The sequence below is a fragment of the Rhizobium brockwellii genome, assembly GCF_000769405.2.
Classification (GTDB): Bacteria; Pseudomonadota; Alphaproteobacteria; order Rhizobiales; family Rhizobiaceae; genus Rhizobium; species Rhizobium brockwellii.
In genome coordinates this window covers 494257-512514 of sequence record NZ_CP053439.1, presented here as the reverse complement: position 1 = coordinate 512514, position 18258 = coordinate 494257, and the positions used below count along the sequence as shown (strand labels likewise).

Sequence of the window (18258 nt, the reverse complement as noted above, 5' to 3'; positions counted from 1 at the left end):
CAATCTAACCCGGAAAGGCTCTAGAGCGGTTCAGCCTTTGCTGGAATTGCTTTAACCCCGGCCTTCATTTCCCGCAGGCGCCGCTCGCGGCAGGCGACAATCGCCCGGTCAATGATGAGGCTGGGGGCGAGGTGATCCTCGAAGACCATGTCGACCTCGATCACCCGGCTCTTTTCGACGAGCCGTGCCGCCTTGCCCTGATGGCCGGAGAGGCGGACGAAATCCTTGGAGGTGGTGACGATCAAGAGACCTTGACGTTCGGCGGTCGTCAGGATGTCGTCGATCTCCTCCTCGGTCAGATGCTCGTGATCGCCGAAGGATTTGGCGACGACGATCTCGGCGCCGCGGGATTCGACGGTGCGGAAGAATTTGGCGGGATCGGCAATGCCGGCGAAGGCGAGCACCTTGGTGCCGGCCAGCGTATTGTCGCCGCGCACTTTCAGCGATGCGGTGAAATAGGGCTTTGCCGCGCGCGCCGCCATGCGGACGATCCCGTCGGCGGCGTTGCCGCCGCCAACCTTCAGCAGGGCGGTCGCAGAACGCAGCTGCTGGCGGATCGGCGCACGGACCGGGCCACCCGGCACAATATGACCGTTGCCGAGGCCGCGGGTCGCGTCGATGACGAGCAGGGCATAGTCGATCGCCAGCCGGGCACTTTGGAAACCGTCATCCATGATGATGAGATCGGCGCCCTCCGCCGCCAGGCGCTGAGCCCCTTCGACGCGCCGGCGGGAAATCACCGTCAGCGCTTCCTGGGCAAGCAGCAAGGGCTCGTCGCCGACGGCGACCGCCCGGTGATGATCGGGGTCGACCACCGTCGTCACATCGAGCGAGCCGCCGTAACCCCTGCTGAGAAAGCCGGGTTTCAGCCCCTTCGCCTTGGCGGCACGGGCGATCGTCAGCGCCGTCGGCGTCTTGCCGGCGCCGCCGACGGTGAAATTGCCGACGCATATGACCGGAATGGGAACGGAGGCGCGGCGGGCATAGGCCATACGGTGGCCGGCGATACGGCCATAGAGAAAAGAAAGCGGCAGCAGCAGCCAGGCCCGCCAATCGGCTTTCCTCCACCAGAACGGTGGCGCTTCGGATATCATCTTGCCGTCCCGCTCCCCTGTCCGGCTTATTCTCACGCAATCCCTTGGGAAAGTCGCTGCGCGCTTTTCCCGGCAAAACCGCTATGCACTTTTGCTGGAATTGCTTTAGCCACAGCCAGTCCCCTGCTTTCGACCGGCTGGATTGAGAAGCCAAAACCTGAAAAAATGCAAGCCCTTAGAGGGCCGCGCGTCCGATAGGACGCGTAAAGGACGCTCTAAGACTTTGAACCAGCACTTAACCCCGAAAATCGGAATCGATTTTCGGGGTTAAGTGCTGGCGATCAGGCCGGCTGCAGGTCCGGCAGCAGGGTCTCAATGGCGGTGATATCGTCAAGCACATGATCGGCGGCGGCGGCAAGCGTCTCCCGCGAACCGGTGCCGGTCAGCACCGCTATCCGCAGGCCCGTGCCGGCATTCAGACCCATGTGCAGATCGTGATTGTTGTCGCCGACCATGGCGACCTCGGCGGGCGAAAGACCGGTCGCGGCGCAGAAGCCGAGCACCATGCCGGGCTCCGGCTTGACGCCGAAACCGCTGTCGTAGCCGGCGATGTATTCGATGTAGCCGGCAAAACCGAAGCGTTCCGCCGTCTGGCGGATCGATCGTTCGTTGTCGCTGGAGGCGACACCGAGCTTGAAGCCGCGCCGATGCAGCCGTGCAAAGAAGCCGGCGAGGTCGGTCACCGGCACGGAAAATTCGGCAGCGCTGGAAAAGAGCTCGTCGAGGCGGACCGTCAGTTCGCCGACATCGACCATCGAGCCCGCGGCAACGAGACCCTCGGCGATCTGGCGGGTATTGCCGGCGGCAAGCAGGCTGTCGGGAACGATATGGCCGGTCACCGGATCCATGCCGCAGGCCGACAGCAGCCGGTTGGCGAGAAGCTCATCCCCTTTCGCAGCGATGCGGGCAAGCTCGCGATTGACCGGCAGCCAGCTCTCGTCATAGTCGAGCAGCGTGCCGTCCTTGTCGAAGAGGATGCCTTTGATAGGCGTGGCAGCCGACATCTTAGCTCCTCAGACCTGGGCCACGGCTTTGGGCAGCAGTCGCGCCTTCACCGTCAGCGGATTGATATAGGGTTCCAGCCCCTTCACCGTCGCCGTCAGCGCACCGCGCATCTCGTGCACGGCGGTGATGCCGGCCTCGATCATGTTGCGGCGGGCGTCATCATTGATCAGCAGGTAATGCACACCCTTGGCCAGCATTTCGGTATCGCGCACCATGCGGGCGCTGCCGCTGCGGGCAAGTTTCTGATAGGCATCGCGGAAATTCTGCACATGGCCGCCGGAGAGAATGGCGCAGCCGAGCATGGCGGGCTCCAGCGGATTCTGGCCGCCTTCGGCAAAAAGCGAGCGGCCGACGAAGGCGATTTCCGTCAGGCGGAGATAAAGACCCATTTCGCCGATCGTATCGCCGAGGAAGATATCGACATCGGCGGACAAGACATCGTCGCGAGTGCGGCGGGCGACCTTCAGCCCCTGCTTGACGAGGGCCGCCTCGATCTCGTCGCTGCGCTCGGGATGGCGCGGCACGATGATCGTTAATTGACGGTCGCGCTCCCTGAGCGCCCGGTGAACGATGGCGGCGGCGTTCTCCTCGCCGTCGAAGGTCGAGATCGCCGCCCAGGTCTTGCGCTCGCCGATCTGCTTCTTGTAGCGGGCGAAGACAGCGCTGTCATAAGGCGGTGCGTCGGTATCGACCTTCAGGTTGCCCGAGGTGATGACGGGCACGGCGCCGAGATCGCGGAAACGTTCGGCATCGACATCCGACTGGGCGATGACGAGGGCAAGATTCTCGAACAAGGCTTCGGCGATCGCCGGGCGGCGGCGCCAGCGGGCAAAGGAGCGGTCCGACATGCGGGCATTGATCAGGATCTGCGGAATGCGGCGGCGGCCGAGTTCCAGCACCGTTGCCGGCCAGATCTCGGATTCGGCGATGATGGCGCAATCGGGCTGCCAATAATCGAGGAAGCGGCTGACGGAGGGCTTCAGGTCGAGCGGCACATATTGATGGATCGCTTCCTGGCCGAGGCGCTCGGCGGCGAGCTTGGCCGACGTGATGGTGCCGGTCGTCAGGATGACATGGATGTCGCGGCGGCGGATTTCGCGGATCAGCGGGATGACGGCGTTGGTTTCACCGACGCTTGCGGCATGAAACCAGATGAGCGGGCCCTGCGGCCGGTTGGCGCTCGGATAGCCGAAGCGCTCCAGGCGGCGGGCCCGGTCTTCCTTGCCCTTGGCCGTGCGGTAGGTGATATAGAGGCCGACGACTGGAGAGGCCACGGTTCCCGCCAGACGGTATGCGTTCAGACCGAACCGCGCCATCCGGGAGCTCATCGCGCCAGCCTCCGATCCAAACCGATCGACATCAAAACCCATTCCCTCATTATCGTTGCGGCCGCAATGACCGATCAATTTGTTCAGAATGCGTCCAACAATCCGGATCGACGGGCGCCCGATGCACCAAAGCCCCGCTCGACGAGCGGCCGGCCGGCGGCACTTGCTAAGCTCAGCCCTTGGGCTTTTCCTGCGGATCGAGCAAACGATGCATGTGGACGATGAAGTAGCGCATATGCGCATTGTCGACCGTCTGCTGCGCCTTCGACTTCCAGGCCGTCAGCGCCGTGGCATAATCCGGGAAAATGCCGACGATATCGAGACCCTGCAGGTCACGGAACTGGACGTCATCGAGGCTTTCCAGTTCGCCGCCAAAAACGAGATGCAGAAGCTGCTTCTTGTCACCGGAGTCAGTCATTTTTTCTTCTCTTTCTGCCTATTCTCCTCCGCCACCCATCTGCGGGATTTTGACGGAAACGTCAACTGTCTCGTCGCCCCGCAAAGGCCGCGAGGAATTCACCGAGGCGGGGCGTTGGCGCTGCGCAAAGGACCTTGTGGGTGACCTCAGCGCGATTGTAGACGACCGGCCGGCCTTCGATGTCGACGAGGCCGCCGCCGGCACAGACAAGGATCAGATCGGCGGCGGCAAGGTCCCAATCATGTGAATTGCCCTTGACGAAGGTGCCTTCGAGACGACCGTCCGCCACCATGGCGATGCGATAGGCAAGCGAGGGAATGTATTTTTCGCGCGTCACCCGGTCGCGGAATTCCGGCGGAAAGGTCTTCAGCAGGTCGTCACCGATCGCAAGGCGGCTCATCTCTTCCGGTCCGGTGGCCGAGACGGTGAAGGGCACGCCGTTCTTCAGCGCCACGCCACCCTCGACCGCCTCATAGAGTTCCTCGAGCGCCGGCGCATAGAGCACCCCGGCGACCGGCCGGCCGCGATGAACGACCGCGACGCTGACGCACCAGACCTTCTGCCCGCCGAGGAAAGCGCGCGTGCCGTCGATCGGATCGATGATGAACAGCGTCTCCCGTGAAAGGCGGTCGGCATCGTCGTCTGTTTCTTCCGACAGCCAACCATAATCCGGCCGAGCCTTGCGCAGGATGGTCTCGAGCGTCTTGTTGGCGGCGAAATCGGCAGCGCTGACGGGAGAACGATCCTCGTTCTTCCACCAGACCTCGGGAGACTGGTTGAAGAAACCGAAAGCGACGGCGCCCGCCTCTTTCGCAGCATCGACGATCAGCGTGAGATCGCTCTGCCACCGGGCTTTCTCCATGTCGCTCATCAGATCAATCCATTTCTCGACTACAGTTGGAGCATGATGTCGTCCGAAAACCGCTCACACTTTTCGGCGTCATGCTCTAAAGCGCGTCGCGATCTTTCAGATTCGCTTGCCACGCTTTAGGTCTTTGCTTTTCCGCATGTCTTTATCGCAAAACCGCTGCACACTTTTGCGAGACATGCTCTAGCGCCCCGCGAGCGTCATGCCTTCGATGGCAAACGTGGGAGCCGCGACGCCGAATTTGCGATCGATGTCGTTTGCCAGCGTCAGGCGCATGAACATCTCCTTGAGGTTCGAGGCGATCGTCACCTCGGAGACCGGGAAGGTGAGCTCGCCGTTTTCGATCCAGAAGCCGGTGGCGCCGCGGCTGTATTCGCCGGTGATCATGTTGACGCCGTGGCCGATCAATTCGGTGACATAAAAACCGTTGCCGACGCTGCGGATCAGATCCTCCGGCGAGATGTCGCCGGGTTCCAGCGCAAAGTTGGTGGAAGAAGGCGAGACGGCGGTGCCGCCGCGCACGCCGCGGCCGTTGGTTTCGAGGCCGAGCTCGCGCGCGGTCGAGGTCGAGAGGAACCAGTGCTTCAAAACACCGTCCTCGATCATCACCAGCCGCTCGCCGGACACGCCCTCGCCGTCGAAGGGCCGCGAGGAAGGGCCGCGCACGATCAGCGGATCGTCGGTGATCGACAGGCCTGACTTCAGGATCTGCTGACCCATCTTGTCGCGCAGGAAGCTGGACTTACGGGCGACGGCAGCACCATTGATCGCACCGGCGATATGGCCGACGAAGCCGCGGGCGACACGCGGATCGAAGATGACGGTGACGTCCTTGCCGGTCGGCACCTGGCGCGGATTGACGCGCTTGATCACCCGTTCGCCGGCGCGACGGCCGATTTCAGCGGGATCGTCGAGCTCGGCGTAATAGAGACGGCTGTCATAATCATAGTCGCGCTCCATGCCGGTGCCTTCGCCTGCGATGACGCTGACGGAATGGCCGAAACGCGAGGCCATGTAACTGCCTTCGAAACCGTGCGAGGTGGCAAGAACGAGGCCGCCCATCCCGGCCGACGCGCCGGCGCCGGAGGAATTGGTAACCCCCTTGACCGCAAGGGCTGCTGCTTCAGCGGCAAGACCCGCCTCGCGCAGCATCTCGGAGGAGACCTCGGTGGTATCGAGCAATTGCAGGTCGGGATAGGCTCTCGAAAGGCTCGCCTCATCCGCCAGACAGGCGAAGGGGTCTTCCGGGGAAACCTTGGCCATGGCGACGGCGCGTTCGGCCAGCGCCTGAAGATCGAAGCCCGGATTGGCCGAAACGCTGGCGACACGCTTGCCGATGAAGACACGCAGCGAGAAATCGTCGCTTTCGGAGGATTCCGTGCCCTCGACCTTGCCGAGGCGGACGCTCACCGATTGCGAGCGCGACCGGACGACGACGGCGTCGGCGTCATCGGCCCCTGCCTTCCTTGCCAGATCGATCAATTGACTTGCGCGGGAAAGAAGTGTCGAGGAATCAATTTCAGAGGACATGATTTGGCCTTTCCTTCGGCTTCCATTTATTGTGCACTCTCCCAAGCATCAAGGCCGCCGTCACCGATTCTTTATCGGGGCTGCCTGCTTGCTCCCCGCCGTCGAGAGAAATTGCCAGCATGTCAGCGCCCAATGCCTTTTTTTCCGAAACGATCCTGCTGCTTGGCGGGGCGGTGGTCGCCGCGCCGATCTTCAAGAAACTCGGGCTCGGCACGGTGCTCGGCTATCTCGCCGCCGGCATCGTCATCGGCCCGGTCTTCCACGGCATCACCGATGGAGAACAGATCCTCGCCGTCGCCGAACTCGGCGTTGTCTTCCTGCTCTTCATCATCGGGCTGGAGCTGAAACCCACCCGCCTCTGGCAGATGCGGCGCGACATCTTCGGCCTCGGCGCGGCGCAGGTGGTGCTGACGGGCCTGGCGCTGACCGCGCTTGCCTGGTTTTCTGAGGTTCTCGACTGGCGCGGCAGCATCGTTGCCGGATTTGGCCTGGCGCTGTCGTCGACCGCCTTCGCCATGCAGATCCTCGAGGGCGACGGCGACGTCAATACGCGATACGGGCAGCGCTCCTTTTCGATGCTGCTGTTCCAGGACCTGGCGATCGTGCCGCTGCTGGCGCTGATCACTATCCTCGACGGCGGCGACAAGGGCAGCAGCGCGCCGCTGTTGGATTTTGCCGTTGCCGTCGGCGCCGTTGCGGCGATGATCGTCATGGGGCGCTACCTGCTGACACCGCTCTTCCAGATCATCGCCCGGACCGGCGCACGCGAAGCAATGATCGCGGCTGCCCTGTTCGTCGTCATGGGATCGGCGAGCCTGATGCAGCTGGCCGGGCTTTCGATGGCGATGGGCGCCTTCCTATCCGGCGTGATGCTTGCCGAATCCTCCTACCGGCACGAGCTGGAGGCGGATATCGAGCCTTTCCGCGGCGTGCTGCTCGCTATCTTCTTCATCGCCGTCGGCCTGTCGCTGGAGCTCGACGTTCTCGCCGACAATGCGCTCTTCGTCATCGTCGCCGTGCCGATCGTCATGGCCGTCAAGGCGATCGTCATCTACGGGATCTGCCGGATCTCCGGCTCTCCGCACAACGATGCGATCCGCATCGCCTTTCTGCTGCCGCAGGGCGGCGAATTCGGCTTCGTGCTGTTCACCACGGCGGGGGCGGCCGGGCTGATGTCGACGAGCACGGCCTCGCTGCTGGTCGCAATCGTCACGCTGTCCATGGCGCTGACGCCGATCGGGTCGGCGCTTTCGAAGCGGCTGCTCAACGGCGACGAGCAGGAGGAGCTGGACGAGGATTTCGAGGGAGCCGGCGCTGACGTGCTGATGGTCGGCTTTTCGCGTTTCGGCCAGATCGCCGCCCAGATCCTGCTTGCCGGCGGGCGCAGCGTCACCGTCATCGATTTTTCCGCCGACCGCATCCGCCAAGCCTCCTCCTTCGGCTTCCGCATCTATTTCGGCGACGGCGCCCGCAAGGACGTGCTGCGCTCGGCCGGCATCGACCGGGCGAAGATCGTGCTCGTCTGCACGCAGAAGAAGGAAATCACCGACAAGGTGGTGGAGCTGGTGCAGGCCGACTATCCGCACACAAGGCTCTATGTGCGTTCCTACGACCGCATCCATTCGATCGAACTGCGCAACAAGGGCGTCGACTACGAGCTGCGCGAAACGCTGGAATCGGGCCTGCTCTTCGGACGGCGAACGCTGGAGGCGCTCGGCGTTTCCGAGGTCAACGCCTACGAAATCGGCGAGGATATCCGCAAGCGCGACGAGGCACGCCTGGTGCTGCAGGTGTCCGAAGGGTTGCAGGCTGGGCGCGATATGCTGTTTTCCCATCCCGTCCGCCCCGAACCGCTGGTCAAGCCGAAGCGCGCCGCCGATCCTTTCGAGGACGATCCGCTGGCCGGAACCGTGGATGCAACGGCGGACGCCTGATCACCCCTGAGCGGCTTGCGAAATTGACGCATTGAATATGAGGGGAGTGGCGTTTATCAAACGTCCGATCGGAGCGATCCAAGAGGGAATCTTGATCAGACGGACGACACAGATCGAGCAATGGGCGCTGCGCATCCTGTGCGCGGTCGCACTGGTGTTCGTCGGCTTCGCCCATCAGGTTCCCGTCGCAGCGGCCGGCGAATTTGATCCGGCTGAACTCGCCCAATTTGTGCTTCCAGACGGGACGCTGCCGACGATTTGCGTCACCACGACGGACACATCCGGTCAGGACCAACACGACAAGGCGCATTCGCACGGTTGCGAAGCCTGCCGGATCAGCGTCTCCATCCTCCTGCCGGCGCCGACGGACATCGCCGGCGCTCCCATACCCTTTGCGGCCGCGGTTGAACTGCCGATCCGGACCGAGGCCTTCCATCGCCAGCTTTTCCCGCCCAATACCGGTCCTCGGGCTCCGCCTTCCGATCCGATCCCTGCCTGAACTTCGCGTTGCGGCAGGCGCCGTGATGCGCCTTTCAACGCCGGCCGACCTGCATGCGTGCCGTCGGTCATGGATACGGATCCATTCTCATGTCGACCATTACTGCTGCCGAACCGGCGGCGAATGCCGCAAACGGCGTTTCGCTCTACCGTGCCATCTGGCGCTGGCATTTCTTTGCCGGGCTTCTCGTCATACCCTTCCTGCTCAATCTGGCCGTTACCGGATCGCTCTATCTCTTCAAGGATGAGATCAACAGCACCTTCTTCGGCTGCCGTTATAGTGTCCAGCCGGCTGGCGAAGCGCTGTCGGCGGAGCGGATCGCAGAGATCGCCGCCTCCGCCGTGCCGGGCTCAACGGCGACATCCTACAAAGACCCGGTCCTGCCCGAGCGATCAGCCATCGTCACCCTCTCCAGCGATGCCGGCTCGATGCTGGTCTTCGTCAACCCCTATGACGGCAAGGTGCTCGATGTGGTCGGATCGACCGACGAGTTCAATTATGTCGTCAAGCGCATCCACAGCCTCGCCTATTTCGGCACCATAACGAACCGGCTGATCGAAATTGTCGGCGGCTTTGCCATGGTGCTCGTCGTCACCGGCATCTATCTCTGGTGGCCGCGACGCCAGACGGGCGGCGTTGTCAGCGTGCGGGGAACGCCCGGTCGCCGCGTTTTCTGGCGCGACCTGCATGCGGTGACCGGTGCCTTCGCCGGTGTCCTGATCTTCTTCCTTGCGATGTCAGGCATGCCATGGTCGGGCTATTGGGGGGCGAACGCCAATGCCTGGCTGACCGAACATGGCCTCGGCTATCCGGTGCAGCTCTGGGACGACGTGCCGAAGTCGCGAAAAGTCACCGAGGATATCCTTCCGAACAGCGGCTGGATCGTCGAGAAGGCGCCCGTTCCGCTTTCCGATATCGCCGCAGCGCAATCAGCCAGGCCAATCGGCCTCGACAAAGCCGTGGAGATCGCCAAACGGCTGGGCATGGCGCCGGGCTTCGACGTGGCGATCCCCTCCGACGAGACGGGCGTCTATACCGCCTCGCTCTTTCCCGACGATCTTACTGACGAACGCACGCTCCATATTGACCAGTATTCCGGCAAACCGCTGATCGATATCGGCTTCGATCAATATCCGTTCCTCGGCAAAGCGATCGAGTGGGGCATCAATGTCCACCAGGGACAGGAATGGGGGCGTTTCAACCAGTTGCTGATGCTCGCAACATGCCTCGCAATTGTGCTCAGCTGCGTGACCGCTGTCGTGATGTGGTGGAAACGGCGCCCGATCGGCCGCCTCGGCGTGCCACCCATGCCGCCGAAGCCTTCGATCTATTATGGCCTCTGGGTGATTGTCGGGATCTTCGCCGTCACCTTCCCGATGAGCGGGCTCGCGATTGTCGTCATGATCGCCTTCGACCAGATCGTCGTGCGGTTCGTACCGTTGCTGAAACGTGTTCTCGCTTGAGGGAGTCATCAGATGAAGAAGACGCATCATGGCTGGAGCATCCATCTCTGCAGCGGCGACAGCCTGAAGGATACCGGGACGCTGGAGAGGATCGGGCTCTCCGCAGATGATGCCGCCGGGATGGCTGCGAAACTGAAGGATGCCGAGGCCGACCTCGATTCTTCCGCGCTTGCGGTCTTCTCAAGCTTCGAGGGCACGGTGATGATGATGAATGAGACATCGAACGGTGCGGGCGGCGGCCACGAGGGCCACGCCCAATGAGGGAAACAGGCAGCTAGCGCTTCAGCCGAGCCTCGATTTCCCGGTCAAGGGCGAATTTCAGGTCGTCCTTGACGCCGACGGACATGGCGAGGACTTCGCGGGCCTTGAGGAAATCCATGACACCGGTGCGGCCGACCGTCGGGCGCAGGAAGATATGCGGCGGGCGAAGCTTCAGCTTCAAGGAGATCGCCGTCTGCATCATCAACTGGCCGGAACCGAAGATGCTCTCCATGCGGTTCGGAATATGGGTGCCGTCGCCTTCCGGCGCGCCGACGACATCGATGCCGACGACGATGTCGGCAAGATCCATCAGGCACTCATAGGGCACGGGATTGCTGATGCCGCCGTCGATCATCACGCGGTCGCGCAGGCGCACCGGCATGAAGACGGCGGGGATGGCGGAAGAGGCCGCAAGTGCGGGAAACAGTTCGCCCTGCTCGATGATGACTTCGCACTGCCCGTAATAATCGGTGGTGATAACCTTCATCGGGACCAGCAGATCCTCGAAGCGGGCCGGCAGCTCGGACGGCAGGAAGGCCTTGAGGATCCGCTCCAGATTGAACTGGCCGATGCGGATACCCTTGGCCACCGCATCGCGCACCGTCGCCGGCCTCAGGCCCCAGATGCGGGCGACGACGGCCGTCTTGTTGCCGACGGTCGTCAGCGCATGTTCGCGGATTTCGACGCCGGACATGCCGGCCGCCATGCCGGCCGCCATGATCGCGCCGATCGACGAGCCTGATACCGCCACCGGGCGGATCCCGAGTTCATCGAGCGTCTCGATGACATGGATATGGGCAAGTCCGCGCGCACCGCCGCCGCCAAAAGCGACGGCGACCGTTGGCACATCGCTGATCGCAGGCAATTTCGGGCTGATGATCTCTGCCTGCTGCACGCCCGCCCCCGCTTATTGCGGCTGATATCGGAAGAAATGCACCCTCGTATCGCCAAAGATGCGGCTTTCGAGGAAGACATAGGAAGAATGGACGGAAACGACAATATCGGCCCGTTCTTCGAGCACCGCGATTGCGCCTGGCCGCAGCCAGCCGCCCTCGGCCGCCGCCGCCATCGCCTTCTCACCGAGACCCTTGCCATAGGGTGGGTCGGCAAAGAGCACGTCGAAGGGGTCGAGATTGCCGGCGCTGCCGAGATCGGTCGCATCCCGGCGCAGGATCCGCGTGCGGCCATGCAGGCCGAGCGCATCGATGTTCTCCCAGAGCAGCGCCCTGCCCTCGACACTGTTTTCGACGAAGAGCGCATGACGACAGCCGCGTGAAACCGCTTCGAGGCCGACGGCGCCGGTACCGGCAAAGAGGTCGAGAATCCGGGTGCCATCGACGCATTCCGGATAGGCATGGCTCAATATATTGAACAGGCTCTCGCGCGTCCGGTCGGCAGTCGGCCGGATCTCGTTGGATTTTGGCACGGCGAGAGGCCGTCCGCGAAACTCACCGCCGACGATCCGCACCGCGCGTCATTCCTTTTCCTTTAGCACCACCTCTGGACGGCCCGCCTGCAGGCCTGTCGCCGCCTGGTCTGTCCCCGCCCGGCTTGGCGCCTTTCGGCTTACCGGAAAAACTCTTGGCCCCACCAGGCTTCGCCCCGCTGGGCTTGGCCGCAAAGCCCTTGCCGCGCGGCCTGTCTCCAGAAGGCCTGTCACCCGGAGGCTTGTCACCGAACGATCTTTCACCGCGCGGACGCTCGGAACGGCCCTCGCCAGCAAAACTTCTGGCTGCCCGCGGACGTTCATCACCGTCCTCGCGCGGTCTGCGATCCCCACGCGGCTTGTCGCCGAAGGGCCGGTCTCCACGAGAAGGACGATCACCGAAGGGGCGGTCGCCGCGCGGACGCTCCGAGCGGCCCTCACCTGCGGAGGTTCTGGCGGCACGAGGACGCTCGTCGCCATCCGCACGCGGCTTGCGATCACCGCGCGGCTTGTCGCCGAAGGGGCGGTCTCCACGAGAAGGACGTTCGCCGAAGGGGCGGTCGCCGCGCGGACGCTCGGAACGGCCCTCACCGGCAGGGCCTCTCGCGGCCCGAGGACGCTCGTCGCCATCCGCACGCGGCTTGCGATCACCGCGCGGCTTGTCGCCGAAGGGCCGATCCCCACGCGGGGGACGATCACCGAACGGCCGGTCGCTGCGCGCCGGGCGGTCGCCAGAACCGCGGTCTTCGCGGGCGGGGCGATCCCCGAAGGAACGCTTACGACCGAAGCCTTCGCCCTCATCCTTGCCGCGGGGCTGCTCGCTCGAGCGGATCCACTCGCCATCCTCTTCGCGCACGCGGTTCACCAGCGTGCGCGGGCGATCCTCGATGCGATCATTCTTTGCCGGCGCCGGCTCGCCGCGCCGGCGCGCAGTCTGCGCATTCTTGGCGGCTTTCGCCGCTGCCTTTTCGCCGAGCGGCCGGGCGCCCGGCGCCATCCAGACATTGGCGCTGCGGCGCTGGCCGAGCGGCTGGGGACGCTTCGGCTTCTCGTCGTCCCTGCGGCCGCCGTCGCGGCGATCGTCCTCTTTGCGCGCCCCACCGTGGCGGTCGTCGCGCTTGGTATCGAGACGGCTCAGCGCCCGTTCGCGCTTGTCCTCGTCGCGACGCGGACGCTCGCGCTTTTCCGGTGCTGCCGGCTCTGCCTCTTCCTCGGCAGCGACCGCCGTCGTATTGTAGATCGGCGCGTCGAAATTCGCCTTGGCTTCCTCGATGAGGCGCGGGCCGAGCTGGTCGCGGAGTGTGCGGCCGCGCACTTCGACGACATGGCCTTCCGGCAGGTCGCCGAGCTGGAACGGGCCATAGGAAATGCGGATCAGGCGATTGACGTCGAGGCCGAGCGCACCGAGCACGTTCTTGATTTCGCGGTTCTTGCCTTCGCGAAGACCCATGGTGATCCAGACGTTCGAGCCTTGCGTGCGGTCGAGCGTCGCCTCGATCGAGCCGTAGAGCACGCCGTCGACGGCGATGCCGTCCTTCAGCTTGTCGAGCGCGTCCTGATCGATCTCGCCATGGGCGCGGACGCGGTAGCGCCGCAGCCAGCCGGTCGCCGGCAGCTCGAGCGCGCGGGCGAGACCGCCGTCATTGGTCAAGAGCAGCAGGCCTTCGGTGTTGATATCGAGGCGGCCGATCGACATGACGCGCGGCAATTCTTCCGGCAGGTTGTCGAAGACGGTCGAGCGGCCTTCCGGATCGGCATTGGTGGTCACCAGGCCGGTGGGCTTATGATAGAGCCACAGCCTGGTGCGCTCGATGCCACGGATCGGCACGCCGTCGACTTCGATCCGATCGGCGAGCGTGACGTTGACGACGGGGGTTTCGAGAACCCTGCCGTTCAGCGTCACACGGCCTTCCATGATCATGCGTTCGATGTCACGGCGGGAGGCGACGCCGGCACGCGCCATCACCTTGGAAATGCGTTCGGCCTTGGCGTCACCATCGGTTTCGGCGGCGATTGCGCGTGCAACCGCAGGCTTTGCCGGCTTGTCGCCGTCCGCCTTCGGGCCGGCTTTCGACCTGATATCCCGTGAAAGGGGCTTTGCGCCCGGGCGTTTTGGCTTGTCTTTGGGTGTCATTTGTTGTTTGCCTGCCTTTTGGGCCTGTCTATCAGGTCACGCATCTGCGGTTAAGTGGAAATTCTTGCGATCGTGAAGACAAATCGTTTCATGGAGATGGCGCTCGAAGAAGCGCGTGCCGCCGGAGAACGCGGAGAGGTGCCGATCGGCGCCGTCGTCGTTATCGACGATATTGCCGTTTCACGCTCGGGAAACCGCACGCGCGAGCTCAAAGACGTCACCGCGCACGCCGAAATCGCCGCGATCCGGCTCGCTTGCGAAGCGCTCGGACAGGAACGTCTTGCCGGTGCCGATCTCTACGTGACGCTCGAGCCTTGCACCATGTGCGCGGCAGCCATCTCGTTTGCGCGCATCCGCAGACTCTACTACGGCGCCGAGGACCCGAAGGGCGGCGGCGTCGACAATGGCGTGCGATTCTATGGGCAACCGACCTGCCACCACGCCCCGGAGGTCTATTCCGGCTTCAACGAGGTTCAATCGGCCGATCTGCTGCGAAGGTTCTTTTCGCAAAGGAGAGAGGCGCCGTAATCCCAGCGCCGGTGCGCGGCGGCGTCATCCTTGCCGACGCGCCGAACAAGCTATTGCAGGAAGTTCCACCACTGCTTGCCGGTGTTGGCGACCGCTGCATCCTTCTTGCGCTTCTTCTGCTTCTTGAGTTCGGGCTCGCCGACATCGTCGAGCTTTGCCGGATCGTCGACGGTGCGGTAGCCGGGCGGCGGATCTGATATATAGCGGCGCTGATCGACATAGGAGCCCTTCTGCAGGGCACGGGCTTCACGGTAGGCCTTGGTCTGGGCTTCCGTCGTTCGCCGGCCGCCTTCGATCGCAGAGCTTGCGAGCGGCGACCGGTAATTCGGATTGTCCGAATTCTCGTCGGCTTCCGACACGAGACGGGCGCGGGTCTCCTCGGGCGATTCAAGCCATTGCGGATTGTCCTTGTTGGCGACCGTCTGCTGCGGCGGGACGAGGGTCTCTTTCTGCGCCTGCGCCGGCAGCACCAGCGTCGGCCGCGGCGTGTACTTGACGCCCTTGTTCTTCGGGTCCGGGCCGGTCAACGACACGGACTGGCCGAGATCGTCGGTCAACTGTTCCATGGCGGTCTTGTCCGTGCCGTAGGTCGGGCTGCTGGCGCAACTGGACACCAGGGAGCATCCCGCCACTACGACAGACAGGCAGGCGCCCATACGGAACCAATGCGTTGCTAACATGAAAACCCTTCCAGCCCTGCCGGTGCAATCCTCGCCCAACCGGACAACCGTCCCCCTGACGCAAAAATCCGGCCATTTTCAGGCAGCTTTTACCGGATGAACCGCGAAAGCGCAATTCACCCGGCAATATTCTTCACGTGAGGGCAGCGAGTTCGCGAAGGGCGGCGGCGTCGCGGGCCGAAACATCGGGATATTCCGGATCGGAACCGACATCCCTGGTGATGCGCCAAGAGCGAGCGCATTTTTCACCCTCTGCAAGCTTCGGCACGACGCTGACCTCAGGCACCTCAGCCAGGCGGAAGGCATCCCCTGGGCCTTCGCCGGCCTTGATCTCGATTGCCGAGGTGATGCAGACTTCGGTGAAGTCCTGGCCTTCCAGCGCCTTCAGCAGCTCCGGATCGGCGATATGAACAACGGGAGCCGCTTCCAGCGAGGAACCGATGCGCTTGTCCTTGCGCTCGATCTCCAGAGCACCTGTCACAACCGAACGCACGGCGCGGATCTTCTTCCACTTCTCGGCCAGGGCATCGTTGCGCCATTCCTTTGCGACCGGAGCAAACTGCTCCAGATGCACGGAAACGGCGGAGGGGTTGCGCGACAGCCAGGCCTCCTCGGTGGTGAAGGGCAGCATCGGGGCGAGCCACGTCACCATGCAATCGAAGATCTGACGGATGACGTGCAGGCTGGCGCGCCGGCGGAGACTCGACGGCGCATCGCAATAGAGCGCATCCTTGCGGACATCGAAATAGAAGGCCGAAAGCTCGACATTGGCGAAATCGATCAGTGCGCGGGCGATCTTCTTGAAGTCGAAGGCATCGTAGTTCTCGCGCACCAGTTCGTCGAGCTCGGCAAGCCGGTGCAGCATCAGCTGCTCCAGCTCCGGCAGGTCGGCAAGCGCGATCTCCTCGCCCTTGTCGTGGGCGAGCGTGCCGAGCATCCAGCGGATGGTGTTGCGCAGCTTGCGATAGGCGTCGACATTGGTCTGGATGATCGTCTTGCCGACGCGCAGGTCGTCGGCATAATCCGAGGTCATCACCCAGAGGCGCAGGATATCGGCGCCGGCATCCTTCATCACCTCCTGCGGTGCGGTGACGTTGCCCTTCGACTTCGACATCTTCTCGCCCTTCTCGTCCATGGTGAAGCCATGGGTGAGGACGGCGTCGTAAGGCGCACGGCCGCGGGTGGCCGCCGATTCCAGCAGCGACGAATGGAACCAGCCGCGATGCTGGTCGGAACCCTCGAGATAAAGATCAGCCGGCCACTTCAGGTCCGGGCGGTCTTCGAGCGTGAAGGTGTGCGTCGAGCCAGAGTCGAACCAGACGTCGAGGATGTCCATGACCTGCGTCCACTTGGAATGGTCATGATCGTTGCCAAGGAAACGTTCCTTGGCGCCTTCGGCAAACCAGGCGTCGGCGCCCTCGTGTTCGAAGGCTTCGAGGATGCGGGCGTTGACGGCTTCATCGACCAGGACTTCGCCCTCGTCGTCGGCAAAGACGGCGATCGGCACGCCCCAGGCGCGCTGGCGCGAAAGCACCCAGTCCGGGCGACCTTCGATCATGGCGCGCAGGCGGTTCTGGCCGGCGGCGGGCACGAAGCGCGTGTCGTCGATTGCACTGAGCGCGCGCGAACGCAGCGTCGTGCCGTCGGCAAGGGTCTTGTCCATATAGACGAACCATTGCGGCGTGTTGCGGAAGATGACCGGCTTCTTCGAGCGCCAGGAATGCGGATACTGGTGCTTCAGCCGGCCGCGGGCAAAGAGCGCGCCGCGAGCGATCAACTCCCTGATGACACGGTCGTTGGCATCGCCCTTCTTGCCGTTGTCATCGATGACACGGGCGCCTTCGAGGCCGGGGGCGTCGGCGGTATAGAAACCGCCGTCATCGACGGGGAACGGGATTTTAGTGTCGATGCCACGGGCCTCAAGCGTGCGGACAGCCGACATCCAGGCATCGAAGTCTTCGCGACCGTGGCTGGGTGCAGTGTGCACGAAGCCGGTACCGGCGTCATCGGTGACGTGATCGCCATCGAGCAGCGGCACGCGGAATTCATAGCCGCCATCGAGACCCTTGAAGGGATGCGCACAGGTCATCGCTGCGAAGTCGGCCGCAGAGACATCACTCAAGCGCTTGTATTGCAGCTTGGCCTTGGCGAAGGATTCCTCGGCCAGCTTATCGGCAAAGATCAGCTTTTCGCCGGGACGCGGACCAAAATCGTTCTCGGCGGCCGTCACTTCATAGAGGCCGTAGGAGATGCGCGGCGAAAAGGAGACCGCGCGGTTGCCGGGGATCGTCCAGGGCGTGGTCGTCCAGATGACCACGAACGCATCCTTGAGCGCGACCGGACCTTCGACAACCGGGAATTTCACCCAGATCGTGTCGCTCTCATAATCCTGGTATTCGACCTCGGCCTCGGCCAGCGCGGTGCGCTCGACGACCGACCACATGATCGGCTTGGAGCCGCGATAGAGCTGACCGCTAGCGGCGATCTTCAGGAGTTCGCCGGCGATGCGCGATTCCGCGTGAAAATTCATCGTCGTATAGGGATTGTCGAAGTCGCCCTCGATACCGAGACGCTTGAACTCCTCCGCCTGGACCTTGATCCAGCCGGCGGCGAACTCACGGCATTCCCGACGGAATTCGTTGACCGGGACCTCGTCCTTGTTCTTGCCCTTCTCGCGGTACTTTTCTTCGATCTTCCATTCGATCGGCAGGCCGTGGCAATCCCAGCCGGGCACGTAATTGGCGTCGTAGCCGCGCATCTGGAACGAACGGTTGATGACGTCCTTGAGGATCTTGTTCAGCGCGTGGCCGATATGGATGTTGCCGTTGGCATAGGGCGGACCGTCGTGAAGGACGAATTTCTCGCGGCCGGCGGCGGAAGCGCGCAGTTTCTTGTAGAGACCCATCTCCTGCCAGCGCTTGACGAGTTCCGGCTCCTTCTGCGGCAGGCCGGCGCGCATCGGGAAATCGGTCTCTGGCAAATAGAGGGTCTTCGAATAGTCGATCTTTTCGGCTGTGTCGGTCATGTCTGGCAATCGTTTCTGGCGGCCCGGAAAGGGCGCAACGGGCGTGAAATAGCTGGTGACGGAAG

General features: G+C 63.5%; 15 protein-coding genes and 1 pseudogene. 5 read left to right on the top strand and 11 right to left on the bottom strand.

What is annotated here, in order from left to right:
• Positions 1-20 precede the first annotated feature (20 nt).
• The 6 genes from lpxK to RLCC275e_RS02525 all read right to left on the bottom strand — a co-directional run bounded on the left by lpxK (position 21) and on the right by RLCC275e_RS02525 (position 6243).
• Positions 21-1094: a tetraacyldisaccharide 4'-kinase gene (gene lpxK / locus RLCC275e_RS02550; protein ID WP_033181717.1), complete on the bottom strand. Its 1074-nt coding sequence runs from the start codon at positions 1092-1094 to the stop codon at positions 21-23.
• Between the two features lie 281 nt (positions 1095-1375).
• A complete protein-coding gene (locus tag RLCC275e_RS02545; RefSeq protein WP_033181716.1) occupies positions 1376-2098 on the bottom strand; it encodes an HAD family hydrolase in 723 nt (240 codons plus the stop codon).
• A 9-nt stretch (positions 2099-2107) separates the two neighbouring features.
• Positions 2108-3427, bottom strand: coding sequence for a lipid IV(A) 3-deoxy-D-manno-octulosonic acid transferase (gene waaA / locus RLCC275e_RS02540; protein ID WP_003556858.1), 1320 nt, complete (start codon positions 3425-3427; stop codon positions 2108-2110).
• Between the two features lie 172 nt (positions 3428-3599).
• A complete protein-coding gene (locus tag RLCC275e_RS02535) occupies positions 3600-3845 on the bottom strand; it encodes a DUF4170 domain-containing protein (RefSeq protein ID WP_003545820.1) in 246 nt (81 codons plus the stop codon).
• 61 nt (positions 3846-3906) lie between these two features.
• A complete protein-coding gene (locus tag RLCC275e_RS02530) occupies positions 3907-4716 on the bottom strand; it encodes a 3'(2'),5'-bisphosphate nucleotidase CysQ (protein WP_033181715.1) in 810 nt (269 codons plus the stop codon).
• 180 nt (positions 4717-4896) lie between these two features.
• Complete coding sequence (locus tag RLCC275e_RS02525; RefSeq protein WP_033181714.1) at positions 4897-6243, bottom strand: TldD/PmbA family protein; 1347 nt, start codon at positions 6241-6243, stop codon at positions 4897-4899.
• Between the two features lie 119 nt (positions 6244-6362).
• On the opposite strand from RLCC275e_RS02525, the gene RLCC275e_RS02520 reads away from it, so the two are divergent.
• From RLCC275e_RS02520 to RLCC275e_RS02505, 4 genes and pseudogenes are all read left to right on the top strand, one after another.
• Entirely contained in the window at positions 6363-8177 is a 1815-nt protein-coding gene (locus RLCC275e_RS02520; protein WP_033181713.1) for a monovalent cation:proton antiporter-2 (CPA2) family protein, read from the top strand.
• Between the two features lie 91 nt (positions 8178-8268).
• On the top strand, positions 8269-8676 hold the full coding sequence (locus RLCC275e_RS02515) for a hypothetical protein (protein WP_033181811.1): 408 nt from the start codon (positions 8269-8271) through the stop codon (positions 8674-8676).
• 89 nt (positions 8677-8765) lie between these two features.
• Entirely contained in the window at positions 8766-10139 is a 1374-nt protein-coding gene (locus RLCC275e_RS02510) for a PepSY-associated TM helix domain-containing protein (RefSeq protein ID WP_033181712.1), read from the top strand.
• Positions 10140-10400 (top strand): annotated as a pseudogene (locus RLCC275e_RS02505) (copper uptake system-associated protein); the annotation flags it as partial. It lies immediately after the preceding gene.
• Positions 10401-10413: 13 nt separating this feature from the next.
• On the opposite strand, the gene RLCC275e_RS02500 reads toward RLCC275e_RS02505, so the two are convergent.
• Genes RLCC275e_RS02500 through RLCC275e_RS02490 form a run of 3 tightly spaced genes read right to left on the bottom strand, consistent with a single transcriptional unit; the run spans position 10414 to position 13960 of the window.
• Positions 10414-11295 carry a patatin-like phospholipase family protein gene (locus tag RLCC275e_RS02500; protein ID WP_033181710.1) on the bottom strand — a complete coding sequence of 294 codons (882 nt, stop codon included), beginning with the start codon at positions 11293-11295 and terminating at the stop codon, positions 10414-10416.
• 12 nt (positions 11296-11307) lie between these two features.
• The gene (rsmD, locus tag RLCC275e_RS02495; protein ID WP_003556839.1) at positions 11308-11868 is read right to left on the bottom strand and encodes a 16S rRNA (guanine(966)-N(2))-methyltransferase RsmD; all 561 of its coding nucleotides are present in this window, start codon (positions 11866-11868) and stop codon (positions 11308-11310) included.
• Positions 11849-13960: a pseudouridine synthase gene (locus RLCC275e_RS02490; RefSeq protein WP_033181709.1), complete on the bottom strand. Its 2112-nt coding sequence runs from the start codon at positions 13958-13960 to the stop codon at positions 11849-11851. Before RLCC275e_RS02490 ends, rsmD begins: the two co-directional genes overlap by 20 nt.
• A gap of 90 nt (positions 13961-14050) precedes the next feature.
• On the opposite strand from RLCC275e_RS02490, the gene RLCC275e_RS02485 reads away from it, so the two are divergent.
• Complete coding sequence (locus tag RLCC275e_RS02485) at positions 14051-14488, top strand: nucleoside deaminase (protein ID WP_033181810.1); 438 nt, start codon at positions 14051-14053, stop codon at positions 14486-14488.
• Between the two features lie 50 nt (positions 14489-14538).
• Here the strand turns inward: RLCC275e_RS02485 and RLCC275e_RS02480 are convergent, their stop codons facing one another.
• The gene (locus RLCC275e_RS02480) at positions 14539-15168 is read right to left on the bottom strand and encodes a hypothetical protein (protein ID WP_033181708.1); all 630 of its coding nucleotides are present in this window, start codon (positions 15166-15168) and stop codon (positions 14539-14541) included.
• Positions 15169-15301: 133 nt separating this feature from the next.
• Complete coding sequence (gene ileS / locus RLCC275e_RS02475) at positions 15302-18193, bottom strand: isoleucine--tRNA ligase (protein ID WP_033181809.1); 2892 nt, start codon at positions 18191-18193, stop codon at positions 15302-15304.
• Positions 18194-18258: the final 65 nt, after the last annotated feature.

Bases quoted from the DNA above. Each gene is read 5' to 3' on its own strand.
- RLCC275e_RS02530 (WP_033181715.1), bottom strand. From the start codon at position 4,716: ATGAGCGACATGGAGAAAGCCCGGTGGCAGAGCGATCTCACGCTGATC.
- ileS (WP_033181809.1), bottom strand. From the start codon at position 18,193: ATGACCGACACAGCCGAAAAGATCGACTATTCGAAGACCCTCTATTTG.
- waaA (WP_003556858.1), bottom strand. From the start codon at position 3,427: ATGAGCTCCCGGATGGCGCGGTTCGGTCTGAACGCATACCGTCTGGCG.
- RLCC275e_RS02520 (WP_033181713.1), top strand. From the start codon at position 6,363: ATGTCAGCGCCCAATGCCTTTTTTTCCGAAACGATCCTGCTGCTTGGC.
- RLCC275e_RS02510 (WP_033181712.1), top strand. From the start codon at position 8,766: ATGTCGACCATTACTGCTGCCGAACCGGCGGCGAATGCCGCAAACGGC.
- lpxK (WP_033181717.1), bottom strand. From the start codon at position 1,094: ATGATATCCGAAGCGCCACCGTTCTGGTGGAGGAAAGCCGATTGGCGG.
- RLCC275e_RS02545 (WP_033181716.1), bottom strand. From the start codon at position 2,098: ATGTCGGCTGCCACGCCTATCAAAGGCATCCTCTTCGACAAGGACGGC.
- RLCC275e_RS02480 (WP_033181708.1), bottom strand. From the start codon at position 15,168: ATGTTAGCAACGCATTGGTTCCGTATGGGCGCCTGCCTGTCTGTCGTA.
- RLCC275e_RS02485 (WP_033181810.1), top strand. From the start codon at position 14,051: ATGGAGATGGCGCTCGAAGAAGCGCGTGCCGCCGGAGAACGCGGAGAG.
- RLCC275e_RS02525 (WP_033181714.1), bottom strand. From the start codon at position 6,243: ATGTCCTCTGAAATTGATTCCTCGACACTTCTTTCCCGCGCAAGTCAA.
- RLCC275e_RS02490 (WP_033181709.1), bottom strand. From the start codon at position 13,960: ATGACACCCAAAGACAAGCCAAAACGCCCGGGCGCAAAGCCCCTTTCA.
- RLCC275e_RS02535 (WP_003545820.1), bottom strand. From the start codon at position 3,845: ATGACTGACTCCGGTGACAAGAAGCAGCTTCTGCATCTCGTTTTTGGC.